Genomic DNA, 15,774 nt, shown 5'->3' with positions numbered 1-15,774 from the left:
GAAAGGCCGCCGGAGCAATCCGGCGGCCTTTTCGTTTATGCCTGGCGCTCAGATGCGAGCGAAACGTTCCGTCAGCAGCGCGAAAAAGCCATCGGCATCGACATCACGGATGACCTTGGCATTGTGCTTGCGCTCGGTAACGTGCCACCAGTCGACCACGGTCATGCCGACGGTCAGTTCCGACGTCACTTCGATCTCGACATTGCAATCGCGGCCCCTGAAGAGCTCCGGCTTGAGGAGATAGGCGATAACCGTCGGGTCGTGCAGCGGACCGCCGTCCGAACCGTATTTTTCGATATCGAAACGCTCGAAGAACTGCAGCATCTCGACCATGGCCTTGGCCGGCGGCGTGCCGACGGCGGCAATGCGTTCGACGCGATCCTTGCGCGTCAGCAGCTTGTGCGTGACGTCGAGCGGCATCATGACGATGGGCACGCCCGAGCGGAAGACGACATCGGCCGCTTCCGGGTCGACATAGACGTTGAACTCGGCTGCCGGCGTGATGTTGCCGCCCTCGAAGAAGCCGCCGCCCATCATGACCAGCTCGCGAACGCGCGAGACAATCTCGGGCGCCTTCTGGAAGGCCAGAGCGATGTTGGTCAATGGGCCGAGCGTGCAGAGCGTCACGGTGCCTTCCGGCTCGTTGCGCAACGTGTCGACGATGAAGTCGACGGCATGACCGGGCTGCAGCTCCATGGTCGGCTCAGCGAGATCCGGGCCGTCGAGGCCGGTCTTGCCATGCACATGTTCGGCCGTGACCAGCTTGCGCTTCAGCGGTGCATCGGCGCCGGCGAATACCTTCACGTCGCGGCGATTGCAGAGTTCGCAGATGATGCGGGCATTGCGGCTCGTCAGCCGCAGCGGCACGTTGCCAGCGACTGTGGTGATACCGAGCACATCGATCTCCTCGCGGCTGCCGAAAGCGAGAAAGATCGCTGCGGCGTCGTCCTGACCAGGGTCGGTATCGATAATGATTTTTCTGGGTTCGGTCATGTTTCTGATTTTCCTCCGGTACAGATCGAGAGGCTTTGTCGCTACTCCGGTCCGGCTTTGTCAAGCGCTGCCTTGCTCTGTCACAAACGATTCATCCGGACCGCCTCGATCTCGCAAATGCGAAGAGATCACGCCTTGCGCTGATCGGCGCGTACTCCCATATTAGGAGCAACCGGGTGCTGAAGATCAGGTCCGGAACAGTCGCTTGACACCCAAGGACTTTGTAACGATGAGCCGGACGACTCCTTTTGCCAGCCCGCTGCTTCTGGGCTTTGACACTATGGAAAAGACGCTTGAGCGTATTTCCAAAGCCAGTGACGGTTACCCGCCTTACAATATCGAACGCATGCGTGCCGACCGCCTTTCAGGCGAGCCGGAGCGGCTGCGCATCACGCTTGCAGTCGCCGGATTTTCAGAAGACGAGCTCGACGTCACGACGGAAGAAAACCAGCTTCTGATCCGAGGACGCCAGATCGAGCAGAGCGAACGCGACTATCTTTATCGCGGCATCGCAGCCCGGCAGTTCCAGCGCGTCTTCGTTTTGGCTGATGGCATGCAGGTGCTCGGTGCGGCTTTGAAGAACGGATTGCTCTCCGTCGATCTCATTCGGCCCGAACCCGACCGCATAGTAAAGAAAATTAACATTTCGGTCTCACAGTAGGACAACGGCGTATTGCCGTTGGTCCCTCATACTGGAGGTACGAGCATGTTGTTGAAAGAAGCCACCGCCCGCCTGACCCAATCCGAGCTTGCCGATATCGGCGCCGGTGAAGTCGCCTATATCAGAAAAATGGAATGGACCGAGGTCTCTCGCTGCTTTCCGGAAGCGCCTGACATCGATCCGGAAGTCGACCTGTGGGCGCTCTTCGGCGCAGACGGCACGCCAATTCTGCTGACGGACAATCGCTCCAGCACATTCTATCGTGCTGCCGAAGACGAACTGAAAACGGTCAGCCTGCACTGACCTCCAGCGTCGCATGACGGCGGAGCGCGCCGTTTGCAAGGACCGCGGAACCGGCCCCTGCCCAGCCCATGCGTCTGCGCCATGTCCAGCACCGCGCAGCATGGTCTTAAAGGCCGATGCGACAGCAGCAACCTCTTGCTGCGGCCACAAAACAAGCGATCAGATTTTCCTGAATGTCAGATAAGCGGATGAGCGTCCCTCGCGCCGGGCCTTGGCTTCGTAGCGCGTGCTCGGCCATCCCTCGTAAGGCGTCAGCCAGTCGGCCGCATTGAGCGCGGTCCATTCAAAGCCGCCGTGAGCGGCGCAGTGCTGCAGCGTCCAGTTGACATAGGTATCGATGTCGGACGCAAAGCAGAAGAGCGCACCGGGCTTCAGCACACGATGAAACCGCGTGAGATTGACCTGGGAGACGAAACGGCGCTTCCAGTGCTTTTTCTTCGGCCAGGGATCGGGATAAAGCAGATCGATCTGGTCCAGGCATGCATCCGGCAGCCAATCGAGCAGCTGGGTGGCATCGTCGTTGTAAACGCGAATATTGCGCGCGCCGGTTTCGCCGACACGCGCAAGCAGTTTCTGCATCGAATTGACGAAGGGCTCGACACCGATGAAACCGGTGGACGGCTGTTCCAACGCCCTGTGGATCAGATGCTCGCCACCACCGAAGCCGATCTCCAGGCGCAGACGTTCCGTCGGCACCGGAAAAAGATCGTTCAGCGGCTGCGGCGCCGGAGCGGAAAGATCGACGATGAATTGCGGCAGCAATGATTCCAGCGTTTCCGCCTGCTGGCCGCGCAAGGCTTTCCCCTTGCGGCGGCCATAGAATGCTTCCGTCGCCCGCGACCGGCGCTCGGTATCGATCATGCCGCTTCCTGAACCTTCACGGCTTCCTTGAGAGCCTTCACCAGGTCGGTGCGCTCCCAAGAGAAGGAACCGTCACGGCCAGCCTTGCGGCCGAAATGGCCATAGGCAGAGGTCTTGGCGTAGATCGGCTTGTTCAGGTCGAGGTGACGACGGATGCCGGTCGGTGAGAGGTCCATGTTCTTGCGGATTGCCGCTTCGACCTGGTCCTCGGTGACGCCCTTGCCCGTGCCATGCAGGTCGACATAGATCGACAGCGGCTGGGCGACGCCGATGGCGTAGGAGAGCTGGATCGTGCAACGATCGGACAGACCGGCTGCAACGACGTTCTTGGCGAGGTAGCGAGCAGCGTAAGCGGCCGAACGGTCGACCTTGGTCGTGTCCTTGCCGGAGAACGCGCCACCGCCGTGCGGAGCCGCACCGCCGTAGGTGTCGACGATGATCTTGCGGCCGGTGAGGCCAGCATCGCCGTCCGGACCGCCGATAACGAACTTGCCCGTGGGGTTGATGTACCACTTGCAATCGGAAGCGATCTTCAGGTCACCGAGTGCTTCGATGATATAGGGCTCAACGACGGAGCGAACCTTCTTGGAATCCCAGGTATCGTCGAGATGCTGCGTGGACAGCACGATCGAGGTCACTTCGGCCGGCTTGCCGTCGACGTAGCGAACAGTCACCTGGCTCTTGGCGTCCGGGCCGAGCTTGGCGACTTCGCCGTCGCCCTTCTTGCGAGCGGTTGCGAGCAGCTGCAGGATCTTGTGCGAATAGTAGATCGGCGCCGGCATGAGATCCGGCGTTTCCTTGCAGGCGTAGCCGAACATGATGCCCTGGTCGCCGGCACCTTCGTCGCCCTGCTGGTCGGCTGCGCTATCAACGCCTTGAGCGATGTCGGCAGACTGCGAATGCAGGAGCACGTCGATGCGCGCCTTCTTCCAGTGGAAGCCGTCCTGCTCGTAACCGATGTCCTTGATGGCGCGGCGCGCTGCTGCCTTGAACTTCGAGGGATTGATGACGTCGTTGCCGTCCTTGTCCTTCTTCATCAGGCTCGGCGGAAGGCGAACTTCACCGGCGATGACGACGCGGTTCGTGGTGGCAAGGGTTTCGCAGGCAATGCGCACGCCCCAGGGGTTTACGCCGGTCTTTGCAGCCTCGCGGTAAACCAGATCGACGATTTCATCGGAAATGCGGTCACAAACTTTATCCGGGTGACCTTCGGCAACTGACTCACTCGTAAACAGATAATTCGCGCGCATGCGGGATTCCCCTCAAAGAACAAATCTCTGCTTTTGATATTCGTCTCCAGCTCGAAAAACAAGACGAACAAGGACATAAATATATCTTTATATGCCAGCCGAAGAGATAAATTTTCGCCATAAACATGGAAAAGGCGGCCAAAATGACCGCCTCTCGACTTCACCGGTTTTAAAGTGCCTCGCAAGGCCTTATTCGGCGTCTGCCTCGGCGGCGAGCGCCTTGACCAGCTCGACGACCTTGCGCCTGACCTTGCCATCGGAAATTTTCACGAAGGCGCGGTTGAGCTGAAGCCCCTCGGAAGAGGAGAGGAAGTCAACGACGTAGTTGGAGCTGGAAGCTTCGGCCATGCCCCCCGCGGTGGCCGTGTGCTCGCCCGGCGCGTCTTCGAAGAAGAATGAAACCGGGACATTGAGAATGCTGGAGATGTTCTGAAGGCGGCTGGCGCCAACGCGGTTGGTACCTTTTTCGTACTTCTGGATTTGCTGAAACGTAATTCCGAGGCTTTCGCCGAGCTTTTCCTGGCTCATGCCAAGCATCGTGCGGCGGAGGCGTATGCGGCTACCGACATGAATGTCGATGGGGTTCGGCTTCTTTTTATTCTCAATCATCATATTACCCTAACATAGGTTGAATTCAGGACCTGCCACCCGGTACCCTCACCACCCCTATAACGCCACGTTGCAGCCGACGCCCCCAAGGCCTCCAGTCTACGTTCGAAAGGCGGATGCCAAGCACTATGCAATTTTAGGGTTTTTTGGTCAATTCACCCTGGAAATAAAACCCATGCGCGAAACGGCGGCAACAATGCCGACCGCACAAATGATCAACCAAAAGTATGTTTTACGGGCTTTATCGTCGATGCGCGATACAGTTGCACCACCCAAGGTCGTATCAATAAAGCCCTGCTGATTATAATCTATGCCGGAAAGAACGCGGCCGTGCGCATCCACTGCCGCAGAAATGCCTGTATTGGCGCTGCGAATCAGCGGCAGACCCTGCTCTACCGCCCTTACTCTGGCCTGCAGAAAATGCTGATAAGGCCCGGGCGTATCCCCGAACCAACCGTCATTCGTAACGTTCAGAATGGCGTCTGCCTGCCGGATTTCGGGGGTCATCTCGTTCGGGAAAATGATCTCGTAGCAGATCAGGGGATAGAACTTGATACCGTCGGGCATGGTCAGCAACTGGCGCTTTGTCGCTGCGGAAAAACCACCCGGCAGTTCCACCACGTTCTCGATACCGAGATAGGTCAGAATATGCTCGAACGGCACATATTCGCCGAAGGGCACGAGATGGGTTTTGTCGGAGGCGCCGATGATCTGGCCGCGCCCATCGATGACATAGATCGAGTTGTAATAACGCGGCTCGACCCCTGGTCCCATGTCCTCGACGCGCACGGCGCCAGTGATGAGGATCTGATCATCCTCAAGCTGGTCCGCGATGCGGGTCAAGGCGTCGCGGTTGTCGGTCAGAATGAATGGCACCGCCGTCTCGGGCCAGACGATGATATCGGGGCGCTTGCCGCCGTTTGCCGCCGGTTGCACGGAGAGCGCCAGATGCTTGTCGAATATGGCCGCACGATCGGCAGCCGTGTCCATCTTCGTTTCCTGGTCGATGGAGGGCTGGACGATGCGCACCACGGGCGCTGTCTTGCCGCCGGCCGGCGGGCCGTCAGGAAGGCTCAGCGCATAATAGCCGTAGCCGAAATGGGCCGCGGCGATGAGCACCGCAAGCCCAATACCGGGTACTCGTCCCTGCCGCGTGCCGAGCAACGCCGGCGCAGCAAAGACGAAGACGGCAAGCACCGTGACCCCGAGCACGCCGATCACATGCGCCGACTGCATCATCAGCGGAATGGGCATGGCCCCGTAGCCGATGGCATTCCAGGGGAAACCGGTAAACAGGAAGCTGCGCAACCATTCCAGCAAACCGAAGCTGAAAGCGAGCGCCGCGATCCGGCCCATGCCATCGGACCAGAGAATCCGCGCAAGGACCGTCGCTACACCGTAAAAGATTGCCAGAAAGGCCGGCAGACCAAGGATCGCCAGCGGCAGCGCCCAGGCGAATTCGTCGGCATCGATCAACAATGCGTGACCGAGCCACCAGAGGCCGGCCACGAAGTAGCCGAAACCGAAAAGCCAGCCTGTGAAAAAGGCCGGCCACAGCCGCCCGAGAAAGCCGCTATCGGGACCGGCCGCAACCCCGTCCAGCAACCAGACCAGCAGCGTGAACGAGATGAACATCGCCGCGAAGAAGCCGAAGGGCGGCAGCGCCAATACGCCGATCGCACCTGCCAAAATCGCAAGCACTGCGCGCTTGAAACCCCAGACGAGGATCACCCTCCCCGACAGCCATTCCATGCGCCAGCTCCGTCCAACCGCGAATCAACTGCCGGCAGTCTTTCAAAAAAGCGGCGATTTGTCCTGCTGAAGTGGCACTTAATGCGTCGAGGTGCTGGACCCCGCAGAACTTTCCTCAGCAATTGCTTCCGGTGCCGGCAAATCGCGCTCCGACGATCCTGCCTCCCCTTCCAGCTTGACGGTCGGCCGGCGACGGACGGCATGGCGCTTGCGCGTGATGCGAACCCGCTTGATGCGGCGCGGATCGGCGTCGAGAATATGGAACTCGAAGCCGGGAAGCGCCTGTACCACCTCGCCACGCACCGGAATGCGGCCAAGCGCCGAGAAGATCAGACCGCCGAGCGTATCCACCTCGTCCACCTGTTCGGCAATATCGAAATCCGGGCCAATCGCCGCCGCGATCTCTTCCAGCTCGACGCGGGCATCGGCGACAAAGACGTCTTCCGAAACGCGCTTGAACATCACCTCGTCGTCATCGTGCTCATCGTCGATATCGCCGACAACCATTTCGACGATGTCCTCGTGCGAGGCGAGGCCGTCGGTGCCGCCATATTCGTCGATGACAAGCGCCATCTGCGTACGGTTGACCTGCATGCGGCGCAGAAGATCCGAAGCCAGCATGGAGGGCGGCACGAAGAGGATCTTGCGGATGATGCCGGCATCAGCCAGGGTCTTCTGCAGATCGACGCGCGAGAGATCGAAATTCGGCTTGGCCGAGCGCGGCGCCTTTTCCGTGGCAGTCGCACCCGTTGCCGCAGCCGCAGCCGTCTTCGCGCCGCTGCCGCGGCGCTTGTTGCGCGCCTGCTTGGCGACATAGGAAAGAAGGTCGCGGATGTGCACCATGCCACGCGGATCGTCCAGGGTGTCGGCATAGACTGGCATGCGCGAACGGCCGCTTTCCTCGAAGAGGATCATCAGCTCACCGATGGTGATGTTCTGGTCGACGGCCTCGATATCGGCGCGGGGCACCATGACATCCTCGACGCGCACCTCACGGAAGCGCAGGATGTTGTGCAGCATCGCCCGCTCATCGGGGGAAAAGGCATCGTCACCGGCCGCGTTGGTCATCAACGCGTCGGTAAGGTCCTCGCGCAGCCGGGCGGAGTCTTGTGCCGGGCGCAGAATGCGCGCGGCGCGTGCCCAAAATGAAGAATGTGATCGCTTGCCGTTGCTACTACTGCCTACCTCATCGGAGGAGGCCACATCGGCTCCGTCTTTGGCCTCAGGGGCCGTTCTTGTCGTAAAGTCGCTCATTGTTCCTGGTCAGACAGGGTTCAAATCAAATGGGGTCTTGTCCCGCATAGGGATCAGATAGGCCAAGACTGGCCAAAATGCGAGTCTCCAGCCCCTCCATTCTTTCGGCTTCGCTATTATTCATATGGTCGTAGCCGAAGAGATGCAAGAAACCATGCACCATCAAATGCGTCAGGTGGTCGTCAAAACTCTTTTCCAGATCGACCGCCTCACGCTCCACCGTCTCTCTGGCGATGATGATATCACCGAGCATCGGGCCGGGCTTGCCGCCGGGCTCGAGCGGAAACGCCGGAAAGGAAAGGACGTTGGTCGCCTTGTCCTGCGAGCGCCATTCCGCATTGATCTCGCGAATGGAGGCGTCGTCCGTGAACACCAGAGATAGTTCCGGCGCGACCTTCGGAAACGGCTGCTTTTCCTGCTTCTTCAAGTAGGACGCAGCCTCACCCAGCACACGCTCGGCCAAGGCTTGCAATTGCTCTTCGGAGGGCCAATCGCCCTCCTCCACGCTGATCTGTATGTCGAGTTCGGTCATGAGCCTTCGCTGCGCAGATCAGATCTGCGTATCGCTTTCCTCGGCCTTTGCGGCGTAGGTGGAATCGTAGGCACGAACGATACGCGCCACCAGCGGGTGGCGGACGACGTCCGTATCCTTGAAGCGGACGATGGTGATGCCTTCGACACCATTCAGCAGCTCGAGCGCCTCCACCAGGCCGGATCTGACGCCGCGCGGCAAGTCGATCTGGCTCGGATCGCCGGTCACGATCATCCGCGAATTTTCGCCGAGACGGGTGAGGAACATCTTCATCTGCATGGATGTGGTGTTCTGCGCCTCGTCGAGGATGACGGCGGCATTCGCGAGCGTGCGACCACGCATGAAGGCCAGCGGCGCAATCTCGATGACGCCTGCGGTAATCGCGCGCTCCACCTTGTCGCCGGGCATCATGTCGTAAAGCGCGTCATAGAGCGGACGCAGGTAGGGATCGACCTTTTCCTTCATGTCGCCGGGCAGGAAGCCCAGACGCTCGCCGGCCTCGACGGCCGGGCGCGACAGGATGATCTTCTCCACGGCACCGCGCTCCAGAAGCTGAGCGGCCTGCGCCACGGCCAGATAGGTCTTGCCGGTACCGGCGGGGCCGACACCGAGGACAAGCTCCGAACGCTCCAACGCCCGCATATAGGCATCCTGGGTCGGCGTACGAGCAATAATCGTCTTCTTGCGCGTCGAAATCTGCGCCATCGTCAACTTGGCTTTTCTCTCCATGGTCGGCAGTGTCAATTGGTCGTCGGCGGCAACCGCCATGCGGATTGCCCCTTCCACGTCGGAACGCTCTACATTGCCGCCTTTTTGCAGCTTGTCATAGAGGTAATCGAGCGTGCGTCGGGCCTGATTGGTCGCAAGCACGTCGCCCGTGATCACGACCGAATTGCCGCGAGCTCGGGCATCGATGCCGAGACGCTCTTCGAGCAGCTTCAAATTCTGGTCGAATTGCCCGAAAAGTTCGCTGGCGAACCGATTGTTTTCGAACGTCAGGGTGAAGTGATTGGCGTCGCTCGCGGTGCGTTGCTGGCGCGATGAAGAAGAAACCAATTCCTGTCCGTTCAAGCGGTGCGGCTCCTTTGGCCCGTCCGGAACCTAGAGCAATTCAGCAAAAAGGCTGTTAGTGCTGGTTCCGGTGATTCGTACGTTAATAATGTCACCGATTTGCGATGCTTTTGCATCAACATTCACAGATTGCAGCCAAGGGGAGCGTCCAATCAACTGGCCCGGCATCCGACCCGGCTTTTCCAGAAGGATATCCACTGTTTTACCGACGCAAGCCTCGGCAAAAGCGTGCTGCTGCCTCAACAGCAATGCCTGCAAGCGCTCCAGCCGTTCAGTCTTGACCTCTTCGGGCACCTGATCCTTCAACTCCGCACCGGGCGTGCCCGGTCGCGTGGAATATTTGAACGAGAAGGCCTGTGCATAATTCACCTGCTCGATCAGCCTGAGTGTATCCTCAAAATCCTGATCTGTCTCCCCCGGGAAGCCGACGATGAAATCGCCCGAGAGAGCGATGTCGGGGCGTGCGGTGCGGATCTTCTCGATCAGAGTGAGATATTCGGCCGCCGTATGCCGCCGGTTCATCGCTTTCAGGATACGGTCCGAGCCGGCCTGAACGGGCAGATGCAGATAAGGCATCAGCGTGCGCAGGTCACGATGCGCGCCGATCAGGCGATCGTCCATGTCGCGGGGATGGCTGGTCGTATAGCGCAAGCGGGCAAGACCCGGGATTTCCGCCAGGCGATACAGAAGATCGCCAAGGCTCCAGGCCTCGCCCGTCGGGCCGATGCCGTGCCAGGCGTTGACGTTCTGGCCGAGCAGCGTGATCTCGCGCACGCCGCCATCGACGAGCTTTTCCGCCTCCTCGACGATCTGGGAGACCGGACGGGAGACTTCGGAGCCGCGCGTGTAGGGGACGACGCAGAAGGTGCAGAACTTGTCACAGCCTTCCTGCACCGTCAGAAAGGCGGTGACGCCACGGGCGCGGATCTTCGTCTTCTCGGCGATCGGCAGATGCTCGAACTTGTCCTCGATCGCATATTCGGTGTCGACGACGCGCTGGCCTTCCTTGGCGCGGCGAAGCGCATCCGGCAGGCGGTGATAGGTCTGCGGGCCGATGACGACATCGACGGCCGGCGCGCGACGGAGTATCTCTTCACCCTCGGCCTGCGCGACGCAGCCAGTAACCCCGATCATCATCTCGCGACCGTCGGCAGCCTTGCGCTTCTTCATCTCCCGCAGACGTCCGAGCGCGGAATAGACCTTTTCGGCCGCCTTCTCGCGGATATGACAGGTGTTCAGAAGGACGAGATCGGCCTCTTCCATGTCTTCGGTCGGCTCATAGCCGTCGCGGGAGAGCGCATCGCTCATCCGCGTTGAATCATACACGTTCATCTGACAGCCGTAGGTCTTGATGAAGACCTTGCGGCTGTTGGAGCCGTCGCGGGGGCCGAGCTGCAGGGCGTCGGTCGCCGGGGCGTCGAGGGTCAGGCTGTCTTTGGTCATGGCCGCTATGTAGTGGCTTTTGCTTTCGGAGAAAATGGAAAAGTTGGAAACACCTGGAAATCAGGCGATCTCGCGTCCAAGCAGGCGGCCGGCGAGCATATTGCGGATGCGCCGCGCGACCGTTGCGCTGACTTCCTTGCGGTTGGTGCCTGCGCGATAATCGACCGCTTCGCCGAAACAGACGTCGACATCGATGGCCCCGCACTGGAAGATACCCTTCAGGTGCGGCACAAGCTCGATATCGCCGGGCCATGCCGTCAGCGGACGGTAATAACGTCCCATCGGCGTGCCGTGGACACGGGTGTAGGCAACCGCCACCGGCTGGACGTGCACGACGCCGTCCGGCGCCTTCGGCAGGGCCGCAGCGGCGGCGCCAAACAGCGAGGATTTGACTTCGAGCAGCCGATTCCCGTCCGAGGTCGTTCCCTCGGGAAAGAGCACCATGATCTCGCCGGCTGCCATGCGGTCTGCGATCTCGTTCACCTGCTCGCCGGTCTTTCGCTTCTGTTCGCGCTCGACAAAGACGCTTTTCTGCCATTGCGCGAAAAGTCCGAAGATCGGCCAGTTCTTGACTTCAGACTTGGCGATGAACGAGACATCGGCAGCGGCCGAGAGAACGAGAATATCGAGCCAGGACGAATGGTTGGAGGCGAGCATAAGAGGCCGGCTCGTTTCGAGCTTGCCGACAATGTGGATGCGCACGCCAAGGCAATAGCAGACGATGCGGTGCCAATAGCGCGGAAGGTAGCGTCTGAGCTTCCAGTCGAAACGCAGGCAAAGAATCTGCAGCGGCAGCATCACCACGCTAACGACGCAGATGACCACGAGAGCACAGCCGATGCGCAGCCTCGTTATCAAATCATTCGCTCCTGCATGAAAGCCTTCACGTCAACCTTCGTCCTTCTTCAGCGGGATGCCGTAAAGCTCCAGCCGGTGGTCGACGAGTTTAAAGCCGTGTTCGCGGGCGATGCGCTCCTGCAACGCCTCGATCTCCGGCGAATGGAATTCGATCACCACACCACTTTTCAGATCGATCAGATGGTCGTGGTGCTCTTCCGGCACGGTCTCGTAGCGCGAGCGGCCATCACGAAAATCGTGGCGGGCGAGAAGGCCGGCATCTTCGAACAGTTTCACAGTGCGATAGACCGTGGAAATCGAGATTTTCGCATCGATCTGCACGGAGCGACGATAGAGTTCCTCGACATCCGGGTGATCTTCGGAGCTCTCTATGATGCGCGCAATGACCCGGCGCTGGTCGGTCATTCGCATGCCGCGCTCGGCGCAAAGCTCCTCCAGGGATTTTACGGCATCATCCATCAACTGCTGTCTTCGGTCTGTTTTGACTGTGACAAGGTCCAGAGCGCCGAATTGCCGCTCTATGTGTTTTTTGCCGCATTGATGCGGTGCCAGGTAGGCCCGGCTAAAAAATGCTCTAGCGAAGAACGCGACGCATGACAAGCGCCGTCGACTTGGTGCCGTTGTCGCTGACATAATAGGCCTTACGCTCGCCGACGGTTTCGAAACCGAGCTTGCGATAAAGGCCGAGTGCCGGCTGATTGCTGCCGTCCACCTCGAGAAACATGCTCTCGCCGCCGCGATTGCGGGTCTCGCGAAGGGCTGCCTGCATCAATCGCCAGCCCAGTCCTGAGCGCCCGAGCTTGGCATTGACGGCAATCGTCAGGATTTCGCCCTCGCCTGCCATATGCCGTGCCAGCACGAAGCCAGGAAGCGCCTTTTTCAGGATAGCGTTGGTCTGGCGGGCAACGAAGCCGAAGGTGGTTCCCTGCGTGAGGAGACTTTGAAATTCGGTCTCGTCCCACATGCGCGCAAACCGCTCCGAATGCAGGAGCGACACCTCAACGCAATCCTTCAATTCCATCGGGATGATTTCGTATTCAGCTTTCAAGGTCAGGTAGGATTCGAGCATATCTATTGCCTGGCGACTGCGTACCCGGCCTGCGGCTTGGCGTCGGGTCCGCGAAGATAAAGCGGCTTCGGCTTTTCGCCGGCAAGCTTGCCGGCGCCCAACCGGGCGACGATGGCAATCGGAAATGCGTCTGGCCGCTCCGCTGGCGGCGCGTCGCTCAACCGGGCGACGGCCGTTCCGGTGACGGAGCCGTCGAAGGCGCTAGCAATTGCCCGCGCTTCGTCGATCGTCACGGCCCGAGCCTCGTCCAGCGGGTTGCCATCGGCATCGAAGCTCTGGAGATAAATCTCCTCGCGCTTCGCATCGATGGCAGCCAGAACCGACTTGCCCGGATTCTGCGCCCGCGCGGTGGCGGCCATGACCTCAAGGGTCGTGACGCCGACTGCCGGAACATTGAGGGAAAGTGCAAAACCGCGTGCGGCTGCAACGCCGATGCGGATGCCGGTGAAGGAGCCGGGGCCGACGGTCACGACGACACGCTCGATCGCCGAGAGCGTTGTACCGGCTTTCGCCAACGTCTCGTCGACAACGTGCATCAGATGCTCGGCATGCCCCCGCCCGATCGTTTCCGTGACCTCCCCCATCACAGAATCACTGCCGCTATCATACACCGCGGCAGCGCAATCCACACCTGCCGTGTCGAGCGCCAGAACGATCATCTCAAATTTTCCGAAAAGCCGCGCTAGAGGCGCAGTTGACTGGTCTTCGAACATTCCCGTGCGCGAGCGCTTTGCCTTGCGTAAGCTTCTTCAAAAACCGCCGCACACGTTTTGGGATCATGCTCAGACGGCTTCGACTTCCTGAACTTCGGGCACGAAATGGCGCAGCAGGTTCTGCACACCATGCTTCAGCGTTGCCGTGGAAGACGGGCAACCGGCGCAGGATCCCTTCATGTTGAGGTAGACCTTGCCATCGCGGAAGCCACGGAAGGTGATGTCGCCGCCGTCCTGGGCAACAGCAGGGCGAACGCGGGTATCGAGCAGCTCCTTGATGGTCAATACGATCGACTCATCGCCCTCATCGAAGAACTCGCCGCCGGCATCCTGTACCTCGGAGAGAACCGATGCCGTACCCATGACCGGCTTGCCGGACATGAAATGCTCCATGATCGAGCCGAGAATAGCGGGCTTCAGATGCTGCCACTCCTGCTGTTCCTTGGAAACCGAGATGAAGTCGTAGCCGAAATAAACGCCGGTCACGCCCGGGACCTCGAAGAGGCGAGCGGCGAGCGGCGAAGCCTCGGCTTCCTCGGCGCTGCGGAACTCGGCAGTGCCGTTTTCCATCACCACCTTGCCCGGCAGGAACTTCAGGGTCGCGGGGTTCGGCGTCGCTTCGGTCTGAATGAACATCTTGATCTCCATGCGGCGGGCGCGCGCCCGGTCCCGACTTTAGAATACTTCAAAAGAAAATAGGCCTTTTGGCCGGCCTATTCAAGAGAATGTTTCTCAAGAATAGCATATCGCAATCAGCTGAGGGCGTCGATTTCCTCGTTGCTCAGCGTGTCCGGCAGTACCGTCACCGGGATCGGAAAAGCGGCGGCGCGTCCAGCGATCGACGAGACCAGCGGCCCTGGGCCTTCCTTGGCCGAACCGGCGGCAAGCACGAGAAGCGCGATATCACGGTCTTCTTCGATCACCGCATTGATCTGCTCGGCGGCCGATCCCTCCCGGATGACGATTTCCGGGTCGATGCCGACATTCTCCCGCACGCTTTGTGCGGCCTTGGCGGTTGCGGCCTCCGCTTCTTCGCGCGCCTCCGCCCGCATGATCTCCTCGACTCCAAGCCATTGCTGGAAATCGCCTTCAGGGATCACATAGAGCAGGACGAGACCGCCATTGGAATTCTTGGCGCGCCGGCCGGCATAATGGACGGCGCGCTGGCATTCTGGTGTACCGTCGATCACCGCCATGAACTTGCGGCGATGACCTTCGAGCCGTGAGAGACGTGTTGAAACCATACGGCGACTCTGACACCCGAAAACGACGTTTTGCAAGCCCCCGTTTTCAACCGGGGAGCTCGCATGACGACATCCTCAATAGAGAAAGCCGATAATGTCGCGGACCTGCTTCATGGTGACGTCGGCCCGAGCACGGGCGCGGGCACTGCCATCGCGCAGAACGGCGTCGATATGGCCGGGATCGGCCATCAGACGACGCATTTCCGTGGTGATCGGCGACAGCGTGTGTACGGCAAGATCGACCAGCGCCGGCTTGAAGACGGAGAACTGCTGGCCGCCGAATTCGGAGAGAACGTCGGCCTTCGACTTGTCGGCAAGGGCTGCGTAGATGCCGACCAGATTGTCGGCTTCCGGGCGGCCGGCGAGACCGGCGATTTCGCTCGGCAAGCCATCCGGATCGGTCTTGGCCTTGCGGATCTTCTTCGAGATGTTTTCCTCATCGTCGAGCAGATTGATGCGCGAGAGGTCGGAGGCGTCTGATTTCGACATCTTCTTGGTGCCGTCGCGCAGCGACATGACGCGCGGTGCCGGGCCATCGATCAACGGCTCGACCATCGGGAAATAGGCATGCACCGGCTCGTCGCCGACGGTGATGTCGATGCCGTAGCCCGTGCGGCGAATATGCTCCATGTAGTCCAGATTGAACTTCATGGCGATGTCGCGGGTGAGCTCCAGATGCTGCTTCTGGTCGTCTCCGACAGGAACATGCGTGGCGCGGTAGAGCAGAATGTCGGCCGCCATCAGGCTCGGATAGGCGTAAAGGCCGAGCGAAGCCTGCTCGCGGTCCTTTCCGGCCTTATCCTTGAACTGCGTCATGCGGTTCATCCAACCGATGCGGGCGACACAGTTGAAGATCCAGGCGAGTTCGGCATGCCCCGGCACGGCCGACTGATTGAAGACGATATGCTTTTCCGGATCGATGCCGGCGGCAAGGAAGGCCGCAGTGATCGAGCGCGTCTGGTTCGGCATGTCCTCATGCACGAGCTGCGCCGTCAATGCATGCATGTCGACGACGCAATAGATGCAGTCGTTGTTGGCCTGCAGGGCGACGAACTTGCGGATCGCGCCGAGATAGTTACCAAGGTGAAGGTTGCCGGTCGGCTGAACGCCGGAGAATACGAGCGGCTTGAATTCGGTCATGTCGTCCTCAAAAGGCTTGTG

Annotated in this window: 18 protein-coding genes; 2 read left to right on the top strand and 16 right to left on the bottom strand. The window is 60.2% G+C overall.

The window, feature by feature from the left end; all coding sequences use genetic code 11:
• Positions 1-48: 48 nt before the first annotated feature.
• A complete protein-coding gene (locus tag HGP17_RS18350; RefSeq protein ID WP_168811577.1) occupies positions 49-993 on the bottom strand; it encodes a nucleoside hydrolase in 945 nt (314 codons plus the stop codon).
• Positions 994-1,222: 229 nt separating this feature from the next.
• On the opposite strand from HGP17_RS18350, the gene HGP17_RS18345 reads away from it, so the two are divergent.
• Both HGP17_RS18345 and HGP17_RS18340 read left to right on the top strand, forming a co-directional pair.
• Positions 1,223-1,654 (top strand): Hsp20 family protein, encoded by a 432-nt coding sequence (locus HGP17_RS18345; RefSeq protein WP_168811574.1) that lies wholly within the window; start codon positions 1,223-1,225, stop codon positions 1,652-1,654.
• 45 nt (positions 1,655-1,699) lie between these two features.
• Complete coding sequence (locus HGP17_RS18340) at positions 1,700-1,957, top strand: DUF1150 family protein (protein WP_168811572.1); 258 nt, start codon at positions 1,700-1,702, stop codon at positions 1,955-1,957.
• A 159-nt stretch (positions 1,958-2,116) separates the two neighbouring features.
• On the opposite strand, the gene HGP17_RS18335 is transcribed toward HGP17_RS18340, so the two are convergent.
• The 15 genes from HGP17_RS18335 to trpS all read right to left on the bottom strand — a co-directional run bounded on the left by HGP17_RS18335 (position 2,117) and on the right by trpS (position 15,753).
• Positions 2,117-2,818 carry a tRNA (guanosine(46)-N(7))-methyltransferase TrmB gene (locus HGP17_RS18335; RefSeq protein ID WP_168811570.1) on the bottom strand — a complete coding sequence of 234 codons (702 nt, stop codon included), beginning with the start codon at positions 2,816-2,818 and terminating at the stop codon, positions 2,117-2,119.
• Entirely contained in the window at positions 2,815-4,068 is a 1,254-nt protein-coding gene (metK, locus tag HGP17_RS18330) for a methionine adenosyltransferase (RefSeq protein ID WP_168811568.1), read from the bottom strand. The genes HGP17_RS18335 and metK overlap by 4 nt, the downstream gene beginning before the upstream one ends.
• A gap of 189 nt (positions 4,069-4,257) precedes the next feature.
• A complete protein-coding gene (locus HGP17_RS18325) occupies positions 4,258-4,677 on the bottom strand; it encodes a helix-turn-helix domain-containing protein (protein WP_004120823.1) in 420 nt (139 codons plus the stop codon).
• Between the two features lie 150 nt (positions 4,678-4,827).
• Positions 4,828-6,429, bottom strand: a complete 1,602-nt coding sequence (lnt, locus tag HGP17_RS18320) for an apolipoprotein N-acyltransferase (RefSeq protein WP_168811566.1) — start codon at positions 6,427-6,429, stop codon at positions 4,828-4,830.
• 78 nt (positions 6,430-6,507) lie between these two features.
• Positions 6,508-7,683, bottom strand: a complete 1,176-nt coding sequence (locus tag HGP17_RS18315; RefSeq protein WP_168811564.1) for a hemolysin family protein — start codon at positions 7,681-7,683, stop codon at positions 6,508-6,510.
• 25 nt (positions 7,684-7,708) lie between these two features.
• Positions 7,709-8,215 carry an rRNA maturation RNase YbeY gene (gene ybeY, locus HGP17_RS18310; RefSeq protein ID WP_168811562.1) on the bottom strand — a complete coding sequence of 169 codons (507 nt, stop codon included), beginning with the start codon at positions 8,213-8,215 and terminating at the stop codon, positions 7,709-7,711.
• An 18-nt stretch (positions 8,216-8,233) separates the two neighbouring features.
• Positions 8,234-9,286: a PhoH family protein gene (locus HGP17_RS18305; protein ID WP_168811553.1), complete on the bottom strand. Its 1,053-nt coding sequence runs from the start codon at positions 9,284-9,286 to the stop codon at positions 8,234-8,236.
• Between the two features lie 30 nt (positions 9,287-9,316).
• A complete protein-coding gene (gene miaB, locus HGP17_RS18300) occupies positions 9,317-10,729 on the bottom strand; it encodes a tRNA (N6-isopentenyl adenosine(37)-C2)-methylthiotransferase MiaB (protein ID WP_168811551.1) in 1,413 nt (470 codons plus the stop codon).
• Between the two features lie 60 nt (positions 10,730-10,789).
• Positions 10,790-11,587, bottom strand: a complete 798-nt coding sequence (locus HGP17_RS18295; RefSeq protein WP_168811550.1) for a lysophospholipid acyltransferase family protein — start codon at positions 11,585-11,587, stop codon at positions 10,790-10,792.
• A gap of 30 nt (positions 11,588-11,617) precedes the next feature.
• Positions 11,618-12,046: a Fur family transcriptional regulator gene (locus HGP17_RS18290; RefSeq protein ID WP_168811548.1), complete on the bottom strand. Its 429-nt coding sequence runs from the start codon at positions 12,044-12,046 to the stop codon at positions 11,618-11,620.
• A 115-nt stretch (positions 12,047-12,161) separates the two neighbouring features.
• Positions 12,162-12,656, bottom strand: coding sequence for an N-acetyltransferase (locus HGP17_RS18285; RefSeq protein WP_168811546.1), 495 nt, complete (start codon positions 12,654-12,656; stop codon positions 12,162-12,164).
• Between the two features lie 2 nt (positions 12,657-12,658).
• Positions 12,659-13,315, bottom strand: coding sequence for a tRNA (adenosine(37)-N6)-threonylcarbamoyltransferase complex dimerization subunit type 1 TsaB (gene tsaB / locus HGP17_RS18280; RefSeq protein WP_168811544.1), 657 nt, complete (start codon positions 13,313-13,315; stop codon positions 12,659-12,661).
• 123 nt (positions 13,316-13,438) lie between these two features.
• Positions 13,439-14,005: a NifU family protein gene (locus HGP17_RS18275; RefSeq protein ID WP_168811542.1), complete on the bottom strand. Its 567-nt coding sequence runs from the start codon at positions 14,003-14,005 to the stop codon at positions 13,439-13,441.
• Between the two features lie 116 nt (positions 14,006-14,121).
• Positions 14,122-14,613, bottom strand: coding sequence for a universal stress protein (locus HGP17_RS18270; RefSeq protein WP_168811540.1), 492 nt, complete (start codon positions 14,611-14,613; stop codon positions 14,122-14,124).
• Between the two features lie 75 nt (positions 14,614-14,688).
• A complete protein-coding gene (trpS, locus tag HGP17_RS18265; RefSeq protein WP_168811537.1) occupies positions 14,689-15,753 on the bottom strand; it encodes a tryptophan--tRNA ligase in 1,065 nt (354 codons plus the stop codon).
• Positions 15,754-15,774 lie beyond the last annotated feature (21 nt).

The organism is Rhizobium sp. P38BS-XIX (assembly GCF_012641435.1).
GTDB lineage: Bacteria > Pseudomonadota > Alphaproteobacteria > Rhizobiales > Rhizobiaceae > Rhizobium.
Note: the sequence above shows the minus strand (reverse complement) of the source record. Positions and strands in the feature narration are given on the sequence as shown.

Bases quoted from the DNA above. Each gene is read 5' to 3' on its own strand.
- HGP17_RS18350 (WP_168811577.1), bottom strand. From the start codon at position 993: ATGACCGAACCCAGAAAAATCATTATCGATACCGACCCTGGTCAGGAC.
- HGP17_RS18345 (WP_168811574.1), top strand. From the start codon at position 1,223: ATGAGCCGGACGACTCCTTTTGCCAGCCCGCTGCTTCTGGGCTTTGAC.
- HGP17_RS18340 (WP_168811572.1), top strand. From the start codon at position 1,700: ATGTTGTTGAAAGAAGCCACCGCCCGCCTGACCCAATCCGAGCTTGCC.
- HGP17_RS18335 (WP_168811570.1), bottom strand. From the start codon at position 2,818: ATGATCGATACCGAGCGCCGGTCGCGGGCGACGGAAGCATTCTATGGC.
- metK (WP_168811568.1), bottom strand. From the start codon at position 4,068: ATGCGCGCGAATTATCTGTTTACGAGTGAGTCAGTTGCCGAAGGTCAC.
- HGP17_RS18325 (WP_004120823.1), bottom strand. From the start codon at position 4,677: ATGATTGAGAATAAAAAGAAGCCGAACCCCATCGACATTCATGTCGGT.
- lnt (WP_168811566.1), bottom strand. From the start codon at position 6,429: ATGGAATGGCTGTCGGGGAGGGTGATCCTCGTCTGGGGTTTCAAGCGC.
- HGP17_RS18315 (WP_168811564.1), bottom strand. From the start codon at position 7,683: ATGAGCGACTTTACGACAAGAACGGCCCCTGAGGCCAAAGACGGAGCC.
- ybeY (WP_168811562.1), bottom strand. From the start codon at position 8,215: ATGACCGAACTCGACATACAGATCAGCGTGGAGGAGGGCGATTGGCCC.
- miaB (WP_168811551.1), bottom strand. From the start codon at position 10,729: ATGACCAAAGACAGCCTGACCCTCGACGCCCCGGCGACCGACGCCCTG.
- HGP17_RS18290 (WP_168811548.1), bottom strand. From the start codon at position 12,046: ATGGATGATGCCGTAAAATCCCTGGAGGAGCTTTGCGCCGAGCGCGGC.
- HGP17_RS18285 (WP_168811546.1), bottom strand. From the start codon at position 12,656: ATGCTCGAATCCTACCTGACCTTGAAAGCTGAATACGAAATCATCCCG.
- tsaB (WP_168811544.1), bottom strand. From the start codon at position 13,315: ATGATCGTTCTGGCGCTCGACACGGCAGGTGTGGATTGCGCTGCCGCG.
- HGP17_RS18275 (WP_168811542.1), bottom strand. From the start codon at position 14,005: ATGTTCATTCAGACCGAAGCGACGCCGAACCCCGCGACCCTGAAGTTC.
- HGP17_RS18270 (WP_168811540.1), bottom strand. From the start codon at position 14,613: ATGGTTTCAACACGTCTCTCACGGCTCGAAGGTCATCGCCGCAAGTTC.
- trpS (WP_168811537.1), bottom strand. From the start codon at position 15,753: ATGACCGAATTCAAGCCGCTCGTATTCTCCGGCGTTCAGCCGACCGGC.